This is a genomic window from Ahrensia kielensis DSM 5890 (assembly GCF_000374465.1).
Classification (GTDB): domain Bacteria; phylum Pseudomonadota; class Alphaproteobacteria; order Rhizobiales; family Rhizobiaceae; genus Ahrensia; species Ahrensia kielensis.
The window spans coordinates 591861-614976 of the sequence record NZ_KB894528.1; the positions used below are offsets into that span (position 1 = coordinate 591861).

Consider the following 23116-nt stretch of genomic DNA (forward strand, 5'->3'; position numbering starts at 1 on the left):
ATCAATAAAACAAATCAAGAACATCTATACGTGTTCTATTTGTGTTCTGCAACCTGTAAGATTTAGTTGAGGCCCATTTGATGACGGGGCAAGCCCTGCGAGAGGAACAATATCTGTTTTAAATCATATGTTTATGAAGCTAATTACGCACTTTCGCGCACAACCAAACGCCCTATAAAAGTTTTATCGAGTTGAGAATTTTCGGAACTTTCCAAAACATCAACGAGATAATTTGCCATGTCCATCAAGGGTTGGCGGTATGTTGTGAGACGGTAATTAGGGCTCTCGCATTGAGGCACATCATCAAAACCAATCACAGCAATATCATCGGGAACCCGAAGTCCTAAGCGGTGCCGAATGGCATCAATAACACCAAGGGCAAGCGCATCGTTTTCGCACACAATAATATCAGGCCTTTGATTTTCTGGCTTGTTAGACAATGTTTCAGAGATGATATCAGCGGCAAGGATAGAGTCATAGGCAGGAACAGCAACACTATCGCAGGTGACGCCAAACTCTTTGGCCCAAAAATCCAAAAAAGTTTCTTTTCGAGATAGGTGTGCAGAGCTCGTGCGAGGGCCCGCAAGATAGAAGGGTGCCTTATAGCCTCGGTCACGGACATATTCAGCAATTTCTAGCGTGGCAGCGCGGTCATCGACCGATATTGAGATCGTGTCTTTGTTTTCAGAAGAGCGTGCAAAGATAATCAGCTTTTTGAAATGCTGCGCTTTGTGAGCTGCTTCTAAAACCTCGTCATCAAACTGTATACCGATTAGGATTGTTGCATCGACGCGGCGGCGGCGCGCATTCATAAGTGCTGGCTCTGCATCATCTCGGTCCAAGGTGTTAACCAGCATCATGTCCCAGCCACGGCCGCGCAGCACACGGGTGAGGCGCTCAAGCATGACCAATTTATGTGGGTTTGCAAAATCATCAATTAGGATTGCGACAAGATTGGAATGATCGGACGCAAGCGATGCAGCCCTCAGGTCTGGAACGTAGCCTAATGTCTCGGCAGCTAAGAGAACCTTCGCTCGTGCTGCCGCTGATATTGAAGCGTCTTTTTTAAAAGCGCGATTGACGGTCCACCGTGACACACCAGCGGCGGTCGCAACATCATCAGCGGTAACATACCCAGTCGAAGGCGACGATTTCAAACCAATAACTCCATTTTCCGATTTCATGTGTCTACGTCGAAATGACCATTTTTCATAGTGTTTTCATAATTATAGCAACGCTACCAATTCAAGCTATCACAATAATTTGCACGCGTGTGCAAAAATATCTTGCACACGCGTGCAAAATGCTTATAGATTTACCTAAGACGGCATAACAGCTGCAAAATGGGAGGTTTGAATGCTTAAGGTCGGTTTACTTGGAGCTGGACGAATTGGTCAGGTCCACGCAGTCAATATAGCGGGAAACGCACGTTCAACTTTAGTCGCGGTTGCTGATGTGAATCAGGAGGCTGCTGAAAAACTAGCGGCTGATCATCAATGTGAAGCGCGCTCTGTCGAATCAATTTTGGCCGACCCTGCCATCGATGCTGTCCTTATTGCATCTTCTACCGACACTCATTCCGATCTGATTGAGGCGGCCACGGCTGCTGGAAAAGCGGTTCTGTGTGAAAAACCTGTCGATCTGTCTTTGCAACGTGCAAAGGCCTGTCTTTCAGCCGTATCTGCCACCGGCAAGCCGGTTATGATTGGCTTTAATCGCCGCTTTGATCCTAATTTTGCAGCTGTGCGCAAGGCTTTTGCGGCAGGCGAAATAGGCAAGGCAGAATTACTGTCTGTCACCTCGTTTGATCCAGCACCGCCGCCAGTATCGTACATTAAAGTATCGGGCGGTCTGTTTCGCGACATGATGATTCATGATTTTGATATGGCTAATTTCTTGATGGGCAGACGTCCTACAACAATTCGTGCCGTTGGCAGTTCAATTGTCGATCCTGAAATTGGTAAAGCTGGAGACGTTGATACAGCCGTTGTTACCATGACCTATCACGATGGCCGTATCGCAGTGATTAAAAACAGCCGCCGTGCAGCCTTTGGTTATGATCAACGCGTCGAGATTCTAGGCTCTGAAGGGCTGCTTCAAGTTCAAAACATGCTTGAAAACACAATGGTCAAATCAACCGCCGCCGGCGTTGTTTCAGCCAAGCCGACATATTTTTTCTTAGAACGATACATGCCCGCTTATATCGCCGAATGGGAGGCGTTTGTTTGCGCTGTTCTTGATGGCGCGGACATTCCTGTGACGCTGGAGGACGGTGTTGCCGCATTGGCAATGGCCGAAGCTGCAACAGAAAGTTTCAAGTCAGGCTCGGCCGTTGAGGTGAGCTACTAACACAGATTTGCGTGAGGCGCAGATCGCGCCAGCCGCATCAATGATCGGGCGATTTGAAACGCCTGATATCGGAGAGGTGATTAATTTTAGTCACCTGAAAAATCCTCGGGAGGATAAACATGAAAAAACTTTTATCATCTGTTGCTATGGCCGCCACTTTGGCTGTTGCTACCCCTGCAATGGCGAGCGACATTATTGTCGTTGCTCATGGTCAAGCAAATGACCCATTCTGGTCAGTTGTGAAAAACGGCGTTCAAAAAGCTGGCGAAGATACTGGCGCGAATGTTGAATTTCGCTCACCTGAAACATTCGACATGGTCGCTATGGGTCAGTTAATTGACGCAGCTGTAAACCAAGAACCCGATGGCCTCGTGGTATCTATCCCAGACGCTGATGCGCTCGGGCCTGCAATTGAACGTGCCGTAGCGGCTGGTATTCCTGTTATCTCGATGAACTCTGGTTCCGATGTTGCTAAAGGCCTTGGTGTTTTGCTTCATGTTGGTCAATCTGAATATGATGCAGGTAAAGCAGCAGGTGAAAAACTTGCTTCTATGGGTGGCACAAAAGGTATTTGTGTAAACCAAGAAGTTGGTAATGTTGCGCTCGATTTGCGCTGTGAAGGTTTTGCCGATGGTTTTGCTCAAGAAGTAAATGTTATTCCGACACAGGCTGATCCAGCAGAAGTTGAATCTAAGGTTCGCGCTGCACTCGATTCAGATCCAGATGTTGATACTATTCTTGGTCTTGGAGCATCATTGGTCGGTGAACCAGCGGTAGCGGCCGCCCAAGCTTTGGGTCGTGACGATGTTTTAATCGCATCTTTTGACCTGTCTGCTGGCTTTTTGAAGCACGTGTCTGAAGGTAAGGCTGCATTTGCCATCGACCAACAGCAATTTTTGCAAGGCTACCTACCTGTCGCATTCTTGGCGTTAAACGCTGAATACGGATTGATGCCAGGCGGTGATGTGCCATCTGGTCCAAATCTTGTGACTCAAGATGCAGCCGGTCAAGTGATCGAACTGTCTGCACAAGGCATTCGCTAAACCGGTTATCAGGCCATGCATCAGCATGGCCTGATTTTTAACTTTTGGAGGAGAGCACATGACCAGCAATGCTGAAAGCACAAGTGACGAACGGGTAAAATCGGAGTCTTTAGTTACTAAATTCATGAAACGTCCAGAGCTTGGCGCTATGGGCGGTGTCATTCTCGTGACTATTTTCTTTTACATGACCGCTGATAGCACGATGTTTACCTTATCGGGCACCATGAATTTCATGACGCCAGCAGCCCAACTGGGTATTCTGGGTATTGCGGCAGCTATGTTGATGATCGGTGGGGAATTTGACCTTTCGATCGGTTCCATGATTGCTTTTGCAGGTATGATCTTTGGCGTCCTGACCGTTAACTTCGGCTTACCTTTGATCCTGGCTATCCCGCTAACGCTTGGAGCAGCTGCATCGGTTGGGGCTGTAAACGGAACGATTGTTATTCGCACAGGATTACCATCATTCATCGTTACCCTTGCTGGTTTATTTATTCTTCGCGGTGTCTCTCTCGTTGGTTTGAAACTCTTTTCAGGTGGTTCAACACAATTACGCGGTGTGCGCGACGCTCTTGAAGGCGACCCTCTAATTGAAATCTTCTCTGGCGATGCATTTGAGAGCCTATTTAGCTATCTTGCAAGCATAGGTATGGTGGAAACCTTCAAAAACGGTGCCTCAAAGGTTCCTGGTATTCCAGTTGAAATCCTTTGGTTTATCCTTCTTGCAGCAGTGGCGACCTATGTGTTGCTTCGCACCCCCGTTGGCAACTGGATATTTGCTACAGGCGGTGATTCCAATGCGGCATCCAACTCTGGTGTTCCTGTCAAAAAAGTAAAAATTTCACTCTTTATGTTGACCGCTATGGCCGCTGCTCTTGTCGCGATTATCACAGTGATTGATGCAGGTTCTACAGATGCCCGCCGTGGTTTCATGAAAGAATTTGAAGCAATCATTACCGCAGTTATTGGTGGCTGCTTGCTCACAGGTGGATATGGCTCGGCCATTGGTGCCTTCTTCGGAGCGATCATTTTCGGCATGGTAACGATTGGTCTAACTTATACCAATTTCGACCAAGACTGGTTTCAAGTGTTCTTAGGCGGCATGCTTTTACTCGCCGTGGTGTTCAACAACGTTATCCGCAAACGCGTGACAGGGGAGCACTAATATGACCAATACGATCATTCATATGGAAGGCATCAAGAAGCATTTTGGCAATGTCATTGCACTCAATGGCGTAACCTTTGATGTAAGTTCTGGCGAATGCCACTGTCTTTTAGGCGACAATGGCGCAGGCAAATCAACCTTCATCAAAACCATGTCGGGCGTTCATAAGCCGACCGAAGGAACGATAACATTTGAAGGCAAGCCACTTTCATTCAGTTCGCCGCGCGATGCAATGGAAGCTGGCATCGCTACGGTGTTTCAAGATTTGGCAATGATCCCGCTAATGAGTGTGACCCGAAACTTCTTTATGGGGCGTGAACCAACCAAGGGGAGAGGTCTTTTAAAACGGTTCGATGTTGATGCGGCCAATGAGATCTGCATGGAAGAGATGCGCAAAATGGGCATTAATTTGCGTGCACCAGATCAAGCCGTTGGCACACTTTCGGGCGGTGAACGTCAAACGGTAGCGATTGCGCGTGCCGTATATTTCGGAGCGAAAGTCCTGATCTTAGACGAGCCAACATCTGCACTTGGCGTGCGCCAAACGTCGAATGTGCTCTCAACGATTGACCGCGTTCGTGGACAAGGCATTGGCGTGGTCTTCATTTCGCACAATGTGCGTCATGCCATGGCTGTTGGGGACCGTTTCACTGTTCTCAACCGTGGGCAAACTCTTGGTACGGCCAAGAAAGATGAGATTACGTCCGCTGAGTTGCAAGACCTGATGGCAGGTGGCCAAGAACTAGCAAAGCTAGAAGGCTCTTTGGGCGGCACTATTTAAATAACACGCATAGCAACCCAGCGTCTTGTTGGGTTGCTACCTATATTTTTCATCTATTGGGCCGCTTGGCCATTGGAAATGTACATGTCAAACTTGCCAAAAACATCCCTCGGTGTTGCGCTGATCGGTACAGGCTTCATGGGAAAATGCCATGCTATGGCATGGAACAATGTGTCGACAGTCTTTGGCGGCGCACGTCCACGGCTTGTGGTTTTGTGCGATGTTAATAAGGCGGAAGCTAACAACCATGCTGAACAATTCGGTTTTGAACGCGCCACAACAGACTGGAAGGGTGCGCTTGCTGACCCAGATGTAGATATCGTATCTATTACGACGCCGAACGGGTTTCACCGCCCTATGGCAGAAGCAGCACTTAAAGCTGGCAAACATGTCTGGCTCGAAAAGCCAATGGCACTAACGCTCGAAGATGCGGAAGCGATGATGGATACGGCAGCGCAATATCCAGAGCAAATCACCATGTTGGGATACAACTACCTACGCAGCCCATCCTTCAAAGCGGCTTGCAGTATGATTGAAAAAGGTGAAATCGGCGCTCTGCACACCTTTCGCGGCGTGTATGATGAAGATTATTCTGCTGACCCTGATCTGCCGTGGTCTTGGCGTATGACGCATGAAGGCGGCGGCCTTGGCGCGCTCGGTGATTTGGGCTGCCATCTTGTAAGCCAAATGGTTGCTTTAATGGGGCCAGTTGCCGAGTTAACAGCGCAGTCACATATCGCGATTCCTCAGCGCAGTTCACCTGATGGTCCAAGAGCCGTTGAGAATGAAGATAGCGCAATGGCTATGTTGAAGTTTGTTTCCGGTGCGCAAGGATCATTTGCGACATCGCGTATAGCAAGAGGCCGTAAATGTCGCCTGCAATGGGAAATACATGGGTCCGATGGGACAATCATATTTGACCAAGAAAATATGAACGAATTGTGGGTCCACAAATCGGGTGATGCGGGTTTTACACGCCACCTCAGCGGTCCCGAACAGCCTGAATTTGCAAACTTTTGCCCTGCACCAGGGCATAATTTTGGATTTAACGAACAAAAGATCGTCGAAGCGCGCGATCTGCTTGCAGCAATAGCAGGCGATCACAATGTAGGTCCGAATTTCAAGCAAGGGCTGGAAATTGAGCGGATCATTCACGCAATGTCGGCGTCGCAAGGATGCCCTGTTATTCTGGATAGACCATGGCAAAAGATATAGATGTAATTACAATTGGCCGTTCAAGCGTTGATTTATATGGCGCGCAGATTGGTGGACGCTTGGAGGATATGGGTTCCTTTGAGAAATATATCGGCGGATCACCAACCAATATTGCATGCGGCACATCGCGGCTAGGTTTGAAAACAGCCCTGATTAGCCGCGTCGGCGATGAGCACATGGGACGCTTCATATTAGAGCAACTCGCGCGTGAAAATGTGTGTACGGACGGCGTTGTGACCGATCCTGAACGCCTGACGGCTTTGGTGATTTTGGGCATTCGCGACGAGGAACAATTTCCGCTGATTTTCTACCGTGAAAATTGTGCCGATATGGCGCTGTGCGAAGATGATATTGATGAGGCATTTATCAAACGCGCGCGTGCGCTGGTGGTAACCGGAACGCATTTATCCAACCCACGCACGGCCGCAGCTGTGATCAAAGCGCTAAAGATAGCACGTGAACATGGCTTACGCACAGCGCTCGATATTGATTACCGACCAAACCTTTGGGGTGTTGCAGGGCATGGCGACGGCGAAAATCGCTTTGTCGAAAGCCAAGCTGTTACGGACAAGCTTTTGGCGACGCTACATTATTTTGATCTCATTGTGGGCACAGAAGAAGAGTTTCATATTGCTGGCGGGTCGAGCGATACGCTTGAGGCGCTGCGCACAGTGCGCACGAAATCTCCCGCCACGCTGGTGTGTAAACGCGGCGCTCTTGGAGCATCGGCTTTTGAAGGCGCAATCCCTGCCAGCCTTGATGATGGGCAGATAGGTGAGGGCTTTCCCATTGAGGTATTCAATGTGCTCGGTGCAGGCGATGGTTTTTTCTCAGGCTTGCTCAAAGGCTGGATGGAATCAGGCAGTCTTGACGACGTAAATTGGCCAACAGCGCTCAAATACGCCAATGCCTGCGGTGCCTTTGCGGTATCGCGTCATGGCTGCACACCTGCCTATCCAAGCGTGGAAGAGCTTAATCTCTTCCTTGAGCGCGGCGTTGTGCAAAAGGATCTGCGTAACGATCCTGTGTTGGAACAAATCCATTGGTCTACCACGCGCCATACACGTAATTCTGGCGATTGGTCATCCATGCGGGTTTTTGCCTTTGATCACCGCCTGCAGCTTGAAGAAATGGAAGGCTATTCCATTGATAAAGCGGGCGCCTTTAAAGAACTGTGCTTAAAAGCTGCATTGGACGTGCAAAACGGCGAAACTGGCTACGGCATTTTGTGTGACAGCCGGATTGGAAAATCAGCGCTGCATGCTGCTTCTGGTTCCGGCCTTTGGATTGGACGCCCTACGGAATGGCCAGCATCACGGCCATTGACGTTGGAGCCTGAGCTTGGCTCTGATTTTGGCGGTTTGAACGAATGGCCACGTGAAAACGTGATCAAATGTCTGTGCTTTTGCCATCCTGATGATGATGCACAAACACGCGCAAGCCAAGAACAAACTGTGAAACGCCTGTTTGATGCAGGACGCCGCAATAATCTTGAATTCTTACTGGAAGTCATTCCATCAAAGGTTGGGCCTGTTACTCCCGACACGACCGCAACCTTGATCCGGCAGTTCTACCAAGCAGGTGTTTATCCTGACTGGTGGAAGCTGGAACCGATGGCAGACGCGGAAGGCTGGTCTGCCGCCGTGGCTGCCATCGAAGAGTACGATATGCATACTCGCGGAATTGTGGTTCTGGGCTTGGATGCCCCGGAAGCCGAGCTTGCAAAGAGCTTTGAGATCGCTTCCAGCTATCCATTGGTCAAAGGGTTCGCGGTTGGACGCACGATTTTTGGTGATGCAGCACGCGCTTGGATGATGGGCCAGATTGATGATGCAGCGGCTATCCAACAAATGAGCGCTCGATATAGCCAATTGTGTAAAGTGTGGGACACTGCCCGATCAAACGCCCGCCTGAACATGGCTGGTTAAGGAGATAACATGAGTAAAACCATTCGGCTAACAGCTGCCCAAGCGATGATCAAATGGCTCTCTGTCCAAATGACATCCGAGGGTGAGCGCTATATTGACGGTATGTGGGCCATATTTGGTCACGGCAATGTTGCAGGTATCGGCGAGGCGCTGCATGCCTATCACGATGTTTTTCCAACGTGGCGCGGTCAAAACGAGCAAACAATGGGCCATGCGGCTATTGCCTATGCCAAGGCTAAAAAACGCACGCGCGCAATGGCTCTAACATCTTCTATTGGACCAGGTTCAACAAACCTTGTCACAACCGCAGCGCTTGCGCATGTTAATCGTCTTCCTGTGCTAATCGTGGCAAGCGATGTCTTTGCCAACCGCAGGCCCGACCCTGTGTTGCAACAAATCGAAGATTTTGATGATGGAACGGTTACAGCCAATGATTGCTTGCGCCCAGTTTCGCGCTATTTTGATCGTATTACACGGCCTGAGCATCTCTTAACGGCGTTGCCACGTGCGATGCGTGTGTTGACCGATCCGGCTAATTGCGGACCGGTTACGCTAAGCTTTTGCCAAGACGTTCAAACAGAAGCTTATGATTACCCTGAAGCTTTCTTTGATCAAAAATCATGGCGCATTCGTCGTCCTGAACCTGATGCAGAGGAGCTGTCCCATGTGGCAAATCTCATCAAATTGGCCAAAAACCCCGTAATCATTGCCGGTGGCGGTGTGATTTATGCTCAAGCAGAAGAGACGCTTGCAGCATTTGCGGTCAAGCATAACATTCCAGTGACTGAAACGCAGGCAGGTAAATCTGCTCTCGCACAAAGCCATCCAATGAATTTTGGTGCAAGCGGCGTAGACGGTTCTGCTGCTGCCAATGCAGCTTTGAAAGAGGCCGATCTTGTGATTGGTGTTGGCACACGCTTGCAAGATTTCACAACGGGATCACGCACACTCTTTAATGAGAGTGCAACGCTCGTGTCGATTAATATTCATGGTTATGATGCAGCTAAACACGCCTCAGAAAGCCTTGTTGCAGATGCCAAAATCGCGCTTGAAAAACTCTCGCAAGCTATTCCTGATTACAAGGCACAAGCACCCAATTTGGATGCGCGTGCAGACTGGCTACGTGCTGTAGACGTATATTGCGCACGCCCCGAAGATCAGGCAGCCAAACCGACAGACGGCCAAGTCATTGGCGCAGTACAACGCGCATCTAATGACAAAACCGTTGCAATGTGTGCGGCCGGCACAATGCCCGGCGCGCTCAAACTCCTATGGCAACCCGCTCAAGGCGGTTATCATATGGAATACGGTTTTTCATGCATGGGCTATGAGATTGCCGGCGCTATGGGCATCAAACTCGCAACACCTGATCGCGAGGTGATCTGTTTTATCGGCGACGGTTCCTACATGATGGCGAACTCGGAACTGGCAACGGCCGTTATGCGGGGTATTCGGTTCACGGTCGTGCTGACAGACAATGCAGGCTATGGCTGTATCAACCGTTTGCAGACACAGGGCTGTAGCGGTGAGCCGTTCAACAATATGTATGTCGATTGCAACATCGAAACACAGCCCAACATTGATTATGTGGCACATGCAGCAAGCATGGGCGCGCATGCGGTTAAAGTATCTGGCACCGACATGTTGGAGGCGGAAGTTAAAGCGGCCCGTGGTCGTAATATTCCCACTGTTATTGTCATCGACACCACGGCAAAAGACTTTCCCGGAACGGGGCTAGAAACAACCGCAGGTCCGCACGGCTTCTTCTGGGATGTCGCAGTGCCTGAAGTTTCTGAACGCCAAGAACAGCGTGAGCGCTACCTTTTATATCTTGACCAAATTGCTCGTCAGAGCCGCGTCAATTAACACACAATTTCCGGAGACAAGAGCCATGATTCAATTTGGCACGAACCCTATTGCATGGGCGAACGATGATGACCATAGCCTTGGCGCGCATGTTCCAACGACGCAAATCTTAGAGGAGGCGGGTCGTCAAATTTTCTTTGATGGAATCGAGAATGGCCACCGTTGGCCGCAGGATGATCCAAAAGCCCTCAAAGAGCTGCTAAATAGCTATGGATTGCAATTCATTACAGGTTGGCATTCACTCAATGTGCTTACCAATTCGATTGAGGACGAAAAGCTGGCTATTCAGCCACACCTCGACAAGCTCAAATATAATGGCTGCAAAGTCTGTATCGCATGCGAGACTTCCAATACGATCCAAGGCGAGGTTAAACCTTTGTCTGAGCGCCCAGTTTTAGATGATGCTGGGATGACAGATTTTGCTAACCGCGTGGAACAGATCGCGGCCTATTGTGCAGATCAGGGCATTGATTTGGTTTACCATCACCACATGGGAACCGTGGTGCAAAGCCCAGAAGACATTGATGCATTTATGGCCGCAACGGCGGCAGCTGGCGGAGCGACAAAGCTGTTGTTTGACGCAGGTCATTGTTATTTTGGCGGCGGAGATCCCGTCGAAGTGCTCAAAAAACACGCAAGTCGTGTGCGCCATTTCCATGCCAAGAATGTGCGTCCATCTGTGCGCGAAGTCGTCGAGCGTGACGGCTGGTCATTTATGGAAGGTGTGCGCGGCGGTGTATTCACAGTGCCGGGCGATCAAGAAGGGGCCGTGGAATTTGGACCGCTTTTGCAAATACTAAAAGAGCATAATTATGATGGCTGGATCGTGATTGAAGCAGAACAAGACCCAGCATTGCGTAATCCACTCTTATATCAGACCCTCGGTCTGGCGACACTGAAACGTCTCGCACGTGAAACGCAACTTATCTAAGCCAAAGTAAGGAATTTCTATCATGCCTGATCTTCTCAAACATCCTTTTGGCGCCCATGGAAAAGTGCACCAGATAACACCCCAAAGCGCGGGCTGGCGTTATGTGGGGTTCGATCTTTACCGCCTGCGGGCAGGTGAGACAGTTGCAGATGTTACAGGGCAAGATGAGATCATCCTCGTCATGGTAGAAGGCAAAGCAAAAATTCACGCAGCTGGAAAAAACTGGGGTGAATTGGGTGAGCGGATGAATGTGTTTGAAAAGACACCGCCGCATTGTCTTTACGTTCCAAACGACAGTGACTGGACGCTTGAAACCACAACCGATGCGACCATTGCCGTGTGTAAGGCACCGGGAAAATCAGGGCATGAGGCACGCCGCATTGGCCCTGATGGCATCACATTGACACAGCGCGGCGAAGGCTCAAACGCCCGCCACATCAATAATATTGCGATGGAAAACGAAGACTATTGCGATAGCCTTCTGGTGACAGAAGTGTTCACGCCTGCTGGCAATTGGTCATCCTACCCAAGCCATCGCCATGATGAGGATGACTTTCCGCGCATCACCTATCTTGAAGAGACCTATTATCACCGCCTGAACCCTGCTGATGGTTTTGGCATTCAGCGTGTCTATACCGATGATCTAAGCCTCAATGAGACCATGGCTGTGCATGATCATGATGTCGTATGTGTTCCGCGCGGCCATCACCCTTGCGGCGCACCGCACGGATTTGAGATGTATTATCTCAACGTCATGGCTGGGCCGCGCCGCGCATGGCGCTTTGTTGCCGCACCCAATTTGGAACATTTGATGAAATAATGGGCTGCAACCCAAATAGAAAGAAGCCAGAATGACCCAGCCTTTCGAACTCGCTGTTTGCGCCGAAATGATTTGGACTGACAAACCCATTGAATGGCGTGCCGCTCGTTTGAACGAACGGGGGCTTGGGGTCGGGCTGTGGAACTACAACAATCATTGTTTGGAAAAGCTTGAATCTGTCGGTGCCAACTACACCATCATGAATGGCTATCTTGAAGGACGGTTGGCTGACGATGAGGGGGCTGATCTGCTGCTAAAATCGGTTCGTGAAACAGTTCAAGTGGGCAAGCGCCTTGGTGTCGACCGTCTTAATTTACATGGCACCGCGCTCGGTGACGGCGGCATTCCAATTTGGCAAAACGATGTGACGGATGGTGCAATGTGGCTCAAAGCCCGCGATACACTCAACCGCATTTGTGATTTAGCCAATGATGAAGATGTGATGTTTACGCTTGAAAACCTGAATTTACTCGATCACCCCGGTTGTCCTTTTGGCTCCACCAAAGATGTTCTTGCGCTTGTGTCATCCATTGACCGTCCTCAATTGCGCATCAATCTTGACCTTTATCACACGCAAATCGGCGAGGGTGATCTTATCCGTTGGTGTGAAAAATGCTTGCCGTGGATTGGAGAAGTTCAAGTCGCCGATAATCCGGGACGATGCGAACCTGGCACAGGCGAGATCAACTACAAGGTCGTTGCGCAAAAACTAAACAAAATCGGATATAATGGACCGGTAAGCATGGAAGCCTACGCTGCAGGTGATAGCGATGCTGCCGTGGACGCATTTGTTGACGCTTTCACGCTGGCTTAACGGCCAATCGGTGTGAGCGCAATGAACTCAACGTCATCGCCTGCAATCGCTGCAGGCGCATCAATGGGGCGCACAACAAGACCATTGGCATTGGCGTAAAAAGAGATGATCGAAGAATCCTGATTTTCAAAAACGGACGCTTCAAACCCTGAATCTGTGCGCTTGATCATCGCGCGGGCATATTGCTCACGGTTGCCATTGGCTTTAATCGGACCTGTCAGTGTTGCCTTCTGGCGAACTTGATTATAGCTGCGTCCACCCAGTGCGCAGATCAGCGGTACACCAAACAAATGTGTGCAAACGAGGCTAGAAACCGGATTTCCTGGCAGGCCGAGAATACGCATATTGCCAAGTTTGCCAAACATCAGCGGCTTTCCGGGCTGCATGGCAATCTTCCAGAAATCAAGTTCCATGCCAGCTGATATGAAAACCGAGCGCACCAAATCATGCTCGCCGACAGAAGCACCGCCAAGTGTGATTAGCACATCACATTGCGAATCAATGGCGCTCTGCAAAGCATTTTTAAGCGACTTTTCGTCATCGCGCGCTATGCCAAGATCGATGACTTCTGCATAATATTCAGTCGCGATTGCACCAACACCATAAGCGTTAGAGGCAATGATTTGTCCGGGCTTTAAAGTCGAACCGGGCGCAAGCAATTCATCACCTGTCGCTAAAATACCGATGCGCGGTTTTTTATAGACGGGCAGGGATGCATGGTTTCCAGAAGCAGCCAAGCATAGCGCTCCCGCATCAAGAACGCGCCCTTGAGAAAGCAAAATATCGCCGTCTGAAAAATCCAGTCCAGCAGGGCGCACATAAGTGCCGCTAGTAACAGTTTCGGTCACTGTGATGTGGTTATCACCAGCAGGCTCTGCATCTTCCTGAATAAGAATGGCATCCGTGCCATCAGGTAGCGGTGCACCTGTGAAAATGCGCACGCATTCGCCAGCGCCAACCACACCGTCAAACATATAGCCGGCAGCAACGTCGCCAATCACTTTGAGCGTTGCACCTACATGGGCAGCATCAAGCGCACGAACGGCATAACCATCCATGGCAGAAGCAGCAAAGGGCGGCTGTGTTCGTTTGGCAAACAAGTCGGTGGCAAGAGTGCGGTTATGGGCGTCTTCAAGGGCAATGGTCTCAATGCCAAGAGGCTCAGCGCCATGCAAAAGCCGTGCAAGCGCTTCATCAACAGGTAAAAGCGGTTTGCGAGTAGCCGCCATTACGCCCCGCGTGTCCAAGTGCCGGACTTGCCACCTGTTTTAGAAATCAGCTTAATGGAGCCAATTTCCATGTCTTTTTCGAGCGCTTTAGCCATGTCGTAAATCGTAAGACAGGCAACAGAAACAGCCGTTAGCGCTTCCATTTCAACGCCTGTTTTACCAGATAGGCTGACAGTTGCTGTTACCGATAGACCTGTAAAATCAGTACCTTGATCTATATCGATATTGATTTTGGACAACATAAGCGGATGGCAGAGCGGGATCAGCTCATGCGTCTTTTTTGCCGCCATGATACCGGCAATACGTGCTGTGCCGATCACATCGCCTTTTTTTGCGTCACCCGCTAAAATGGCCGCGAGCGTGTCAGCGCTCATCATCACATGGCCACTGGCAACAGCTTCTCGGCGCGTTACATTTTTGTCCGCCACATCCACCATATGGGCCGAGCCGTCACCGGTTAGATGGGTGAGCTTATCGCCAGCCATTACGCAGCAGTTTCGCGTGTTTGTGTGAGTAATGTGCGTGTGGCTTCGGTCACATTTTCCTGCCGCATCAGGCTTTCACCAACAAGAAAACTTGTGATGCCTGATGTTTTCAGCCGCGCACAGTCATCAGGTGTGAAGATGCCGCTTTCGCCAACAAGCAAACGATCATCCGGCACCATTTTTGAAAGCGTTTCGCTTACCTCTAAAGACACTTCAAAGGTTCGTAAATTGCGGTTGTTAATGCCAAGAAGTTTCGAATCAAGCTTTAACGCCCGTTCCATCTCGGCCTCATCATGCACTTCAATCAGCGCATCCATGCCAAGCGCGAATGCTGTATCCTCAAGCGATTTTGCCAGATCATCGCTGACACTTGCCATAATGATCAAAATAGCATCAGCGCCCCAATTTCGAGCCTCATAAACCTGATAAATATCATGCATAAAGTCTTTGCGCAGCGCCGGAATACTGACCGCAGCACGTGCATTGGTCAAAAATTCAGGCGCACCTTGGAATGAAGGCTTGTCTGTTAAAACAGAAAGACAGGCAGCGCCGCCTTGTTCATAGGCTTTTGCAAGAGCAGGCGGGTCAAAATCTTCGCGAATCAAGCCCTTCGATGGGCTGGCCTTTTTAATTTCTGCGATTAGGCCATAATTTCCTGCATCACGTTTGGCATATAATGCGTTTAAAAAACCGCGCGGTGCTTCGACATCGTCAATTTGTGCCTTGAGCTCGCCAAGAGGCAGCACAGCCTTTGCTGCGGCGATCTCTTCAAGCTTATAGGCTTCGATCTTGCTTAGAATATCAACCATCAGCTCATTGCCTTTCCATTGGAAACAGCGATCACATTGTTTAGAACGTTCAAAGCAGCGCCGCTATCGAGCGCCTTTTGTGATTGAGCAATGCCGTCCTTCAAATCAGATGCAAGACCAGCAACTACCAAACCAGCCCCAGCATTCAAACACGCAATATCGCGGTAGGCATTTTTCGCGCCTTTAAGAACATCCATCAACGCTGCTGCATTATAAGCTGGTTCGCCGCCCTTCAGATCATCGATCGTCACACGCGTAAGTCCAACATCTTCTGGGGTGATCTCAAACTCAGTGATTTGACCGTCTTTAAGCTCCACAACTTGTGTTGTGCCCGCCGTGGTCAATTCATCAAGACCGTCACCATAAACCACCCAAACATGTTTTGAGCCTAATTGCTTAAGCGCATTGGCAATGGGTACAAGCCATTTAGGATCAAACACGCCGACCAGTTGACGGGTCACACCTGCCGGATTTGAAAGCGGGCCAAGTAAATTGAAAATTGTACGGGTTCCAAGCTCAACACGGCTTGGACCAACATGGCGCATAGCTGCATGGTGCATTGGTGCAAACATAAATCCCAGACCTGCTTCAGCAATTGAGCGGCCAATGGTTTTGGCGTCCGCATCAATATTAACACCGAGATGAGAAAGCGCGTCCGCAGTGCCAGACTTTGAGGAGAGGGATCGATTGCCGTGCTTGGCTATTTTAACGCCTGCACCCGCTGCAATAATCGCCGCGCAGGTGGAGATATTATAACTGCCAGAATTATCGCCGCCTGTACCCACAATATCGACAGCACCTTCAGGCGCATCCACTTTCAGCATTTTAGAACGCATTGTGGAAACCGCACCATTGATTTCCTCAACGGTTTCGCCGCGAACGCGCAAAGCCATAAGAAAGCCTGCAATCTGCGACGGCGTAGCATCGCCAGACATCATTATACCGAACGCTTCACGGGCCTCTTCAACACTTAAAGAAGCGCCGTCTGCCACTTTTGCGATGATAGGTTTTAGGCCGCTCATATTCTTCTCAATTAAATATCTGTTCTAAGTCTGCGCCCGATCATTGAAGGAGCGCAGCTTGAATTGCTGATTGATTGATGGAAACAGGAAATTCATTCTGCAAACGACCAACAAGCTGGTCGAGAAGATCATTGCCAACAGCACTATTTACAGCTGCTGTTTCTTGATCAGAGAGCGTTTCACCATTTCCAAGCGGAGTATTGATCGCCTGTATTTTGAAAACCAAACGGCGGTTACCTGTCGCAGCTTCGGCAACGGCAACACCTTGCGGACCGACGGCGAAAATCTCGCCCACACCCGCATTACCAAAATCGGCATCATCAGCATTGCGCGCAACGCCAAATTTGCTTTCAACAGGGTATGACTTCTCCGCTGCAAGCGCGTTCATATCACCGCCGTCGCGGATTGCAGATGCAAGACGTTCTGCCTCTGCGCTTAATTGCTTGGATTTTTCCGCAATCAGCCAATCGGCTTGCACACGGTCTTTAACTTCGTCAAAATCACGATCACGGGATTCTTCAACCTTGGTAACTTCGTACCAAATAAAGCCATCACGCCCCGCATTAAGCGGCTGATTTTCAGTGTTTTCTTCAGCTTCGAAAACCGCTTGGATAATGGCTGATTTTTCATCGCCTATATCGACTGATTGTCCATTATTGTCCAAACCTTGGCGATCGACCAATTCAAAGGTTTTCACCTCAAGCTTTTGTTTTGAAGCTGCTTCATCCAGCGAATCGCCGCCAGCACGCGCATCTTCATAGCCATCATGAACATTTAGCAAAATATCCTGCGCTTCAACGAGCGCCATATCACGGCGAATTTCATCGCTGACAGCAGCGAAGGGCTTAACGTCTTCTTTTATGATTTCCGACACGCGAATAAGGATTGGGCCAAACAAGCCATCAATAACCGGACTAATATCGGTTGTTGATGCCAATTCGAATGCAGCCTCACCAATTTCTGTGCTTGGCGCATCAGCTTTAGAAAACGTGCCGAGCGTTACGTCAGACACGCTGCGACCAGCAGCTTCAACAGCTGCCTCAAATGTTTCACCAGCTAGAATACGCTCACGCGCAACATTAGCAGCTTCTTTATTATCAAAAACGAGCTGTTGAATAGTGCGTGTTTCAGGTGTCGAATAGAGATCTTGATTCTTGTCATATTCAGCACGCACATCATCCATTGCAATATCATCTGGATTAGCAAGCGTTTGCGCCGTGAGTGTTACAACTTTGAATGTACGGTATTCTGGTGCGCGGTAATCGGCTTTATTTTCTTCAAAGAACACTTTCAAAGCTTCATCATCGGCCATTTCGATTTCAGCCAAGCTTTGCTCATCAATGGAAATATATTGCACATCACGCGTCTGGCCCTGAAATTGAAACAATGCATCAAGGAATGTTTTCGGCGCTGTCATGCCATCTGAAACGGCTTCAGCGACTTGCTGACGTATTGCAGCTTGCTGGCGGCTGACAATGTAATCTTGTTCACGCATGCCAACATTGTTGAGCACAGCACGAAACTGTCCGCGGTCAAACTGGCCGCTCAAACCTTGAAAGGCCTCATCTTCGGCAATCAAACTGGCAAGCCGGTCCTCGGAGAGGCCAAGCTTCATCACACGGGCTTGCTCATCTAAAACAGCACCGCCGACCAAACGGCCAAGCACTTGCCCGTCTATTCCGAACAGGCGCGCTTGCTCATTTGAGATGCGCTGCCCTAGGCGTTGCGAAAGAACCGAAATTTGTCGGTCATATGCAAGACGATACTCGGTCGCCGTTACTTTGGTATTTCCAGCCTCAATAACGGTCGTGCCGCCAATATTGCCATTCAGTTGATCGGCTATGCCCCAAACGGCAAAGCTGAGCACCAGCAACAACAATAATATTTTAGCAACCCAGCCCTTGGACGCATCACGCAGCGTACTTAACATTTAAACCTCTAGCGAATTGATTTGGTTCAATGCTTTTATGAATGCTTTGCGCCAGAAGCAAGGAGGTTCGGGCTTTAAAGCTGATCACAAACACGCTAGCTATCAATAAATTGCAGTAAACAGGCAAAATAATGCCCATAATTGGATAAAAATAAAGATGGCTACTACTCCAAAACCACTCATTGCAGGCAATTGGAAAATGAACGGCGTCACCAGCGGACTAACCGCATTACGCACAATTGCAGAAGGTGTAAGCAACCATACAGACAAGCTTGATGGTTTGATTTGCTTGCCAGCAACGATGCTTGAGCGCGGAACGCGGCTATGCAACGGCACATCGCTTTTACTCGGTGGACAAGATTGTCACTTTGAACAATCCGGCGCACATACCGGCGATATTTCGGCCGACATGCTCAAAGATGCAGGAGCAAGCCATGTTATATTGGGCCATTCTGAACGCCGTGCTGACCATGATGAAACAAATACGGATGTGCTTAAGAAGTCTTTGGCGGCCTATGAAACAGGCATAAGCGCGATTATTTGTGTGGGAGAAACACGCCAAGAGCGCGAAGAGGGTCGGGCGATGGAAATCGTCAGCACACAGCTAGAAGGCTCAATGTCTAAAGATGCGAACAGCCAAAACACAATTATTGCTTATGAACCAGTATGGGCCATTGGAACAGGCTTGGTGCCGTCAAACCATGACATTGAAGACATGCATGCGCACATAAGACAAAAATTGTCAGAACGTTACGGCGTTGAAGGCGAAAACATGCGCATTTTGTATGGCGGCTCACTAAAACCTTCCAATGCAGCCGAAATTCTGCGTACAAAGAACGTCAATGGCGGTCTAATTGGCGGTGCGAGCTTGAAATCTGATGATTTTCTAGCCATCTGTGAGGCAGTACCAAACAGTTAAGTCAGCGCAATTTGCGATAAATCTTACCGCTACGCCTTGGCATGCTTGGATATAGCATGTATGGACGCGCCGGAAATCTAACGGAATAAGTTTATGGAAAACGTCCTTATAGTCATTCACCTGATCGTCGTTATCGCGCTGGTGATCGTTGTACTCCTTCAGCGTTCTGAAGGCGGCGGTCTAGGCATTGGCGGCGGCGGTGGCGGTGGCATGATGAGCGCACGCGGCGCAGCTGATACACTAACACGTACAACTGCAATTCTTGGCGCAGCGTTTTTCTTTACGTCTGTAGCATTGGGCGTGGTTGGCCGTTACGGCACAAACCCAACAGACATTTTGGACCGTATTGGTAATTCGCCAATTGAATCACAAAGTGGTGTCCCGACAGAGGGCGGTATTCTTGATCAACTTGGCGGCGCAGAGACAGCTCCTGAAGGCGGCTCCTCCGTACCAACGGAATAATTTTTACGAAACACTTTTTTAAATGCCGGTTTTCCACCGGCATTTTTTTTGAGAATTGATTTTTTCTTTGCCAAACAACACAAACCATTTTAAGCGTTAACTCCCATGGCACGATATGTTTTTATTACTGGTGGCGTGGTTTCTTCCCTTGGAAAAGGTATTGCAGCTGCAGCTTTAGGCGCACTCTTACAGGCGCGGGGTTATTCCGTTCGGCTTAAAAAGCTGGACCCATACCTCAACGTCGATCCGGGCACGATGTCGCCCTATCAGCATGGTGAGGTTTTTGTCACCGATGACGGGGCTGAAACCGATCTTGATCTTGGTCATTATGAGCGCTTTACAGGCCGCTCGGCCAATCAGAAAGACAACATCACCACGGGCCGAATCTACCAAGATATCATCACCAAAGAGCGCCGCGGCGACTATCTTGGTGCAACGGTACAGGTCATTCCGCACGTTACCAATGAAATCAAAGACTTCGTGCTGGCAGGCAATGATGACTATGATTTTGTGTTGTGCGAAGTTGGCGGCACTGCCGGTGATATTGAGGCGATGCCATTCATGGAAGCCATTCGCCAGCTGGGCAATGATTTGCCACGTGGCAATGCTGTCTATGTGCACCTAACGCTTATGCCGTGGATTCAGGCCGCGGGCGAACTCAAAACAAAGCCAACGCAGCACTCTGTTAAAGAACTGCGCTCAATTGGTATCGCACCGGATATTTTGCTTGTGCGCGCAGACCGCGAAATTCCGCAGTCTGAACGTCGTAAATTGTCTTTGTTCTGTAATGTGCGCGAATCAGCCGTTATTCAGGCGCTTGATGTGAAATCCATCTATGATGTGCCAAAAGCCTATCATGAAGAGGGGCTTGACCAAGAAGTTCTGTCTGCATTTGGCATTGAACCTGCGCCGCAGCCGCGCATGGATGTTTGGAACGATATTTCTGACCGTATCCATAACCCTGATGCGGAAGTCACAATTGCTATTGTGGGCAAATATACAGGCCTGAAAGACGCTTATAAATCGCTGATGGAAGCGTTGACGCATGGTGGCATCGCGAATCGCGCCCGTGTAAAACTCGAATGGATCGAATCAGAAGTCTTCGAATCAGAAGATCCGTCACCGCATCTCGAAAATGTGCATGGTATTCTCGTACCAGGCGGCTTTGGCGAACGGGGTGCAGAAGGCAAAATCAAAGCAGCGCAATTCGCACGCGAGCATAAAGTGCCATATTTCGGCATTTGTTACGGCATGCAGATGGCCGTTCTTGAAGCTGCGCGTAATTTGGCAGGCATTAAAGATGCACGCTCCAGCGAATTTGACACCAATGAAAATGGTACAAATGTCGTCGGCATTATGACGGAATGGCTCAAGGGCAACCGCCTTGAAAAGCGTGAAGAAGCTGGCGATCTTGGCGGCACAATGCGCCTTGGTGCCTATCCTCATCCTTTGAAAGAGGGCAGCCATATTGCTGAAATATATGGCAAAAATGATGTGAGCGAACGCCATCGCCACCGCTATGAAGTCAATCTGGACTTTAAAGAGCAGCTGGAAGAGGCGGGCCTTATCTTCTCTGGCATGTCACCTGATGGCTTACTACCGGAAACCATCGAATATCCAGCAGACGTGCATCCTTGGTTTATCGGCGTTCAGTATCACCCTGAATTAAAGTCACGCCCATTTGAGCCACATCCACTATTCTCCAGTTTCATTGAAGCTGCGTTGAAACAAAGCAGGCTCGTTTAACTGATTTTGCGCCTTGTCAGTTCTCTGATCGGGCGCAATTCGGCAATTTTGTGATTAAAATGCGACTAACCACAACGTAAGTCGCATAGATTTTATTTTAGAAATGCGGTTTCTTCCATCCAAGGCTACGAATCTAGCCTGCTGTAACTCGGGAGGGGTTATGGCGGAACATAGGGAGGAACTATATGTCCAATTTTCAATTTACACGTCGTGGATTGATCAAGGCAGCGGCTGCTACAGGCGCTGGTTTGGCAATGCCTACGATTATTTCACCTGCTTTTGCACAAACGCAGGCAGGTTACACAAATGCACCAACTGGCGGCACCGTTACTTTCGGTTTTAACGTACCTCAAACAGGTGCCTATGCAGACGAAGGCTTAGACGAACTTCGTGCTTATGAGTTGGCTGTCGAGCATCTAAACGGTGTTGGCGACGGCGGCATGATGAACACATTCTCATCAAAAGCCCTCAAAGGTAACGGTATTCTCGGCAAAAAAGTACAATATGTAACAGGCGACACACAAACCAACACAGATGCAGCCCGTTCATCCGCACGTTCACTTATTGAAAAAGATAAGGCTGTTATGATCACTGGTGGATCATCTTCAGGTGTTGCGATTGGCGTTCAAGGTCTTTGTCAGGAAGCCGGCATTATCTTTATGGCTGGTTTGACACACTCAAACGACACAACTGGTAAAGACGGCAAAGCCAACGGTTTCCGCCATTTCTTCAACACTGAAATGTCTGGTGCGGCGCTAGGCCCAATCTTAGAGAAAGCTTACGGTAAAGACCGTAAAGCGTATCACCTTACAGCTGACTACACATGGGGCTATTCACAAGAAAGCTCGATGAAAACCTATACTGAGGCTCTTGGTTGGGAAACGGTTGAGACCGTTAAAACACCCGTTGGTGCTGGCGATTTCTCATCCTATATCGCGCCCGTTCTAAACTCTGGTGCCGATACGCTCATCTTGAACCACTACGGCGGTGATATGGTGAACTCGCTCACACAGGCTGTTCAGTTCGGCCTTCGTGACAAGCAGGTTAACGGCAAAGACTTCACAATCATCGTACCGCTTTATTCTCGCCTTATGGCGCGCGGTGCTGGTGAAGCTGCTAAAGGCATTTTCGGTTCAACCAACTGGCATTGGTCTTTGACAGACGAAGGCTCAAAAGCATTCGTTAAATCCTTTGGCGAAAAGTTTGGCTACCCGCCATCACAGGCTGCACACACATGTTATGTTCAAGCAATTCTTTATGCTGATGCTGCTGAACGTGCAGGCACATTCAACCCGTGCGGCATTGCTGAAGCTTTGGAAGACTTTGAGTTTGACGGCATGGGCAATGGCGCAACACTTTACCGTGCTGGCGACCACCAGTGCTTTAAAGACGTTCTCGTCGTGAAGGGTAAAGAAAACCCAACATCAGAGTTCGACTTGCTCGAAGTTGTGGAGATCACACCACGTGCTCAAGTTGAGTATGCACTGGATCACCCTGATTTCGCTGGACGCGACATGGGTAAATGTAACCCAGGCGCATAAGACTTAATGGCTTAGGCCATGAGTTCTACATTTTGGTCCGCGTGGATATTTCCGCGCGGCC

The 23116-nt window shown here is 49.3% G+C and carries 20 protein-coding genes; 14 read left to right on the forward strand and 6 right to left on the reverse strand.

Annotation, left to right across the window (positions count from 1 at the left end; all coding sequences use genetic code 11):
• Positions 1 to 143: 143 nt before the first annotated feature.
• Complete coding sequence (locus tag C504_RS0102930; RefSeq protein ID WP_026317174.1) at positions 144 to 1157, reverse strand: LacI family DNA-binding transcriptional regulator; 1014 nt, start codon at positions 1155 to 1157, stop codon at positions 144 to 146.
• Between the two features lie 199 nt (positions 1158 to 1356).
• Here C504_RS0102930 and iolG point away from each other — a divergent pair, with 199 nt between their 5' ends.
• The 10 genes from iolG to C504_RS0102980 all read left to right on the forward strand — a co-directional run bounded on the left by iolG (position 1357) and on the right by C504_RS0102980 (position 12912).
• Positions 1357 to 2349 carry an inositol 2-dehydrogenase gene (gene iolG / locus C504_RS0102935; RefSeq protein ID WP_018687810.1) on the forward strand — a complete coding sequence of 331 codons (993 nt, stop codon included), beginning with the start codon at positions 1357 to 1359 and terminating at the stop codon, positions 2347 to 2349.
• A gap of 119 nt (positions 2350 to 2468) precedes the next feature.
• Positions 2469 to 3392, forward strand: a complete 924-nt coding sequence (locus tag C504_RS0102940; protein ID WP_018687811.1) for a sugar ABC transporter substrate-binding protein — start codon at positions 2469 to 2471, stop codon at positions 3390 to 3392.
• A 58-nt stretch (positions 3393 to 3450) separates the two neighbouring features.
• On the forward strand, positions 3451 to 4557 hold the full coding sequence (locus C504_RS0102945) for an ABC transporter permease (RefSeq protein WP_018687812.1): 1107 nt from the start codon (positions 3451 to 3453) through the stop codon (positions 4555 to 4557).
• Position 4558: 1 nt separating this feature from the next.
• Entirely contained in the window at positions 4559 to 5338 is a 780-nt protein-coding gene (locus C504_RS0102950) for an ATP-binding cassette domain-containing protein (protein WP_018687813.1), read from the forward strand.
• Between the two features lie 84 nt (positions 5339 to 5422).
• A complete protein-coding gene (locus tag C504_RS0102955) occupies positions 5423 to 6553 on the forward strand; it encodes a Gfo/Idh/MocA family protein (protein ID WP_018687814.1) in 1131 nt (376 codons plus the stop codon).
• Positions 6538 to 8481 (forward strand): bifunctional 5-dehydro-2-deoxygluconokinase/5-dehydro-2-deoxyphosphogluconate aldolase, encoded by a 1944-nt coding sequence (locus tag C504_RS0102960; protein WP_018687815.1) that lies wholly within the window; start codon positions 6538 to 6540, stop codon positions 8479 to 8481. The genes C504_RS0102955 and C504_RS0102960 overlap by 16 nt, the downstream gene beginning before the upstream one ends.
• 9 nt (positions 8482 to 8490) lie before the next feature.
• Positions 8491 to 10347: a 3D-(3,5/4)-trihydroxycyclohexane-1,2-dione acylhydrolase (decyclizing) gene (iolD, locus tag C504_RS0102965; RefSeq protein WP_018687816.1), complete on the forward strand. Its 1857-nt coding sequence runs from the start codon at positions 8491 to 8493 to the stop codon at positions 10345 to 10347.
• 25 nt (positions 10348 to 10372) lie between these two features.
• Positions 10373 to 11278 (forward strand): myo-inosose-2 dehydratase, encoded by a 906-nt coding sequence (gene iolE, locus C504_RS0102970; protein ID WP_018687817.1) that lies wholly within the window; start codon positions 10373 to 10375, stop codon positions 11276 to 11278.
• Between the two features lie 22 nt (positions 11279 to 11300).
• Positions 11301 to 12098, forward strand: coding sequence for a 5-deoxy-glucuronate isomerase (gene iolB / locus C504_RS0102975; RefSeq protein ID WP_018687818.1), 798 nt, complete (start codon positions 11301 to 11303; stop codon positions 12096 to 12098).
• Positions 12099 to 12129: 31 nt separating this feature from the next.
• Positions 12130 to 12912 (forward strand): TIM barrel protein, encoded by a 783-nt coding sequence (locus C504_RS0102980; RefSeq protein WP_018687819.1) that lies wholly within the window; start codon positions 12130 to 12132, stop codon positions 12910 to 12912.
• Here the strand turns inward: C504_RS0102980 and C504_RS0102985 are convergent.
• Genes C504_RS0102985 through C504_RS0103005 form a run of 5 tightly spaced genes read right to left on the reverse strand, consistent with a single transcriptional unit; the run spans position 12909 to position 18387 of the window.
• Positions 12909 to 14141: a molybdopterin molybdotransferase MoeA gene (locus C504_RS0102985; RefSeq protein ID WP_018687820.1), complete on the reverse strand. Its 1233-nt coding sequence runs from the start codon at positions 14139 to 14141 to the stop codon at positions 12909 to 12911. The two genes, C504_RS0102980 and C504_RS0102985, sit on opposite strands and share 4 nt — an antisense overlap.
• The gene (gene moaC / locus C504_RS0102990; protein WP_018687821.1) at positions 14141 to 14626 is read right to left on the reverse strand and encodes a cyclic pyranopterin monophosphate synthase MoaC; all 486 of its coding nucleotides are present in this window, start codon (positions 14624 to 14626) and stop codon (positions 14141 to 14143) included. Before moaC ends, C504_RS0102985 begins: the two co-directional genes overlap by 1 nt.
• Entirely contained in the window at positions 14626 to 15438 is an 813-nt protein-coding gene (gene trpC / locus C504_RS0102995) for an indole-3-glycerol phosphate synthase TrpC (RefSeq protein WP_156815834.1), read from the reverse strand. The genes moaC and trpC overlap by 1 nt, the downstream gene beginning before the upstream one ends.
• Complete coding sequence (trpD, locus tag C504_RS0103000) at positions 15435 to 16457, reverse strand: anthranilate phosphoribosyltransferase (RefSeq protein ID WP_018687823.1); 1023 nt, start codon at positions 16455 to 16457, stop codon at positions 15435 to 15437. Before trpD ends, trpC begins: the two co-directional genes overlap by 4 nt.
• 40 nt (positions 16458 to 16497) lie before the next feature.
• Positions 16498 to 18387, reverse strand: a complete 1890-nt coding sequence (locus C504_RS0103005) for a peptidylprolyl isomerase (RefSeq protein WP_018687824.1) — start codon at positions 18385 to 18387, stop codon at positions 16498 to 16500.
• Positions 18388 to 18544: 157 nt separating this feature from the next.
• Here C504_RS0103005 and tpiA point away from each other — a divergent pair, with 157 nt between their 5' ends.
• From tpiA to C504_RS0103025, 4 genes are all read left to right on the forward strand, one after another.
• Positions 18545 to 19306, forward strand: coding sequence for a triose-phosphate isomerase (gene tpiA / locus C504_RS0103010; RefSeq protein ID WP_018687825.1), 762 nt, complete (start codon positions 18545 to 18547; stop codon positions 19304 to 19306).
• A 93-nt stretch (positions 19307 to 19399) separates the two neighbouring features.
• Positions 19400 to 19768, forward strand: a complete 369-nt coding sequence (gene secG, locus C504_RS0103015; protein WP_018687826.1) for a preprotein translocase subunit SecG — start codon at positions 19400 to 19402, stop codon at positions 19766 to 19768.
• A gap of 105 nt (positions 19769 to 19873) precedes the next feature.
• On the forward strand, positions 19874 to 21514 hold the full coding sequence (locus C504_RS0103020) for a CTP synthase (protein WP_018687827.1): 1641 nt from the start codon (positions 19874 to 19876) through the stop codon (positions 21512 to 21514).
• Between the two features lie 185 nt (positions 21515 to 21699).
• Complete coding sequence (locus tag C504_RS0103025) at positions 21700 to 23055, forward strand: substrate-binding protein (RefSeq protein WP_018687828.1); 1356 nt, start codon at positions 21700 to 21702, stop codon at positions 23053 to 23055.
• The last annotated feature ends 61 nt before the right edge of the window (positions 23056 to 23116 follow it).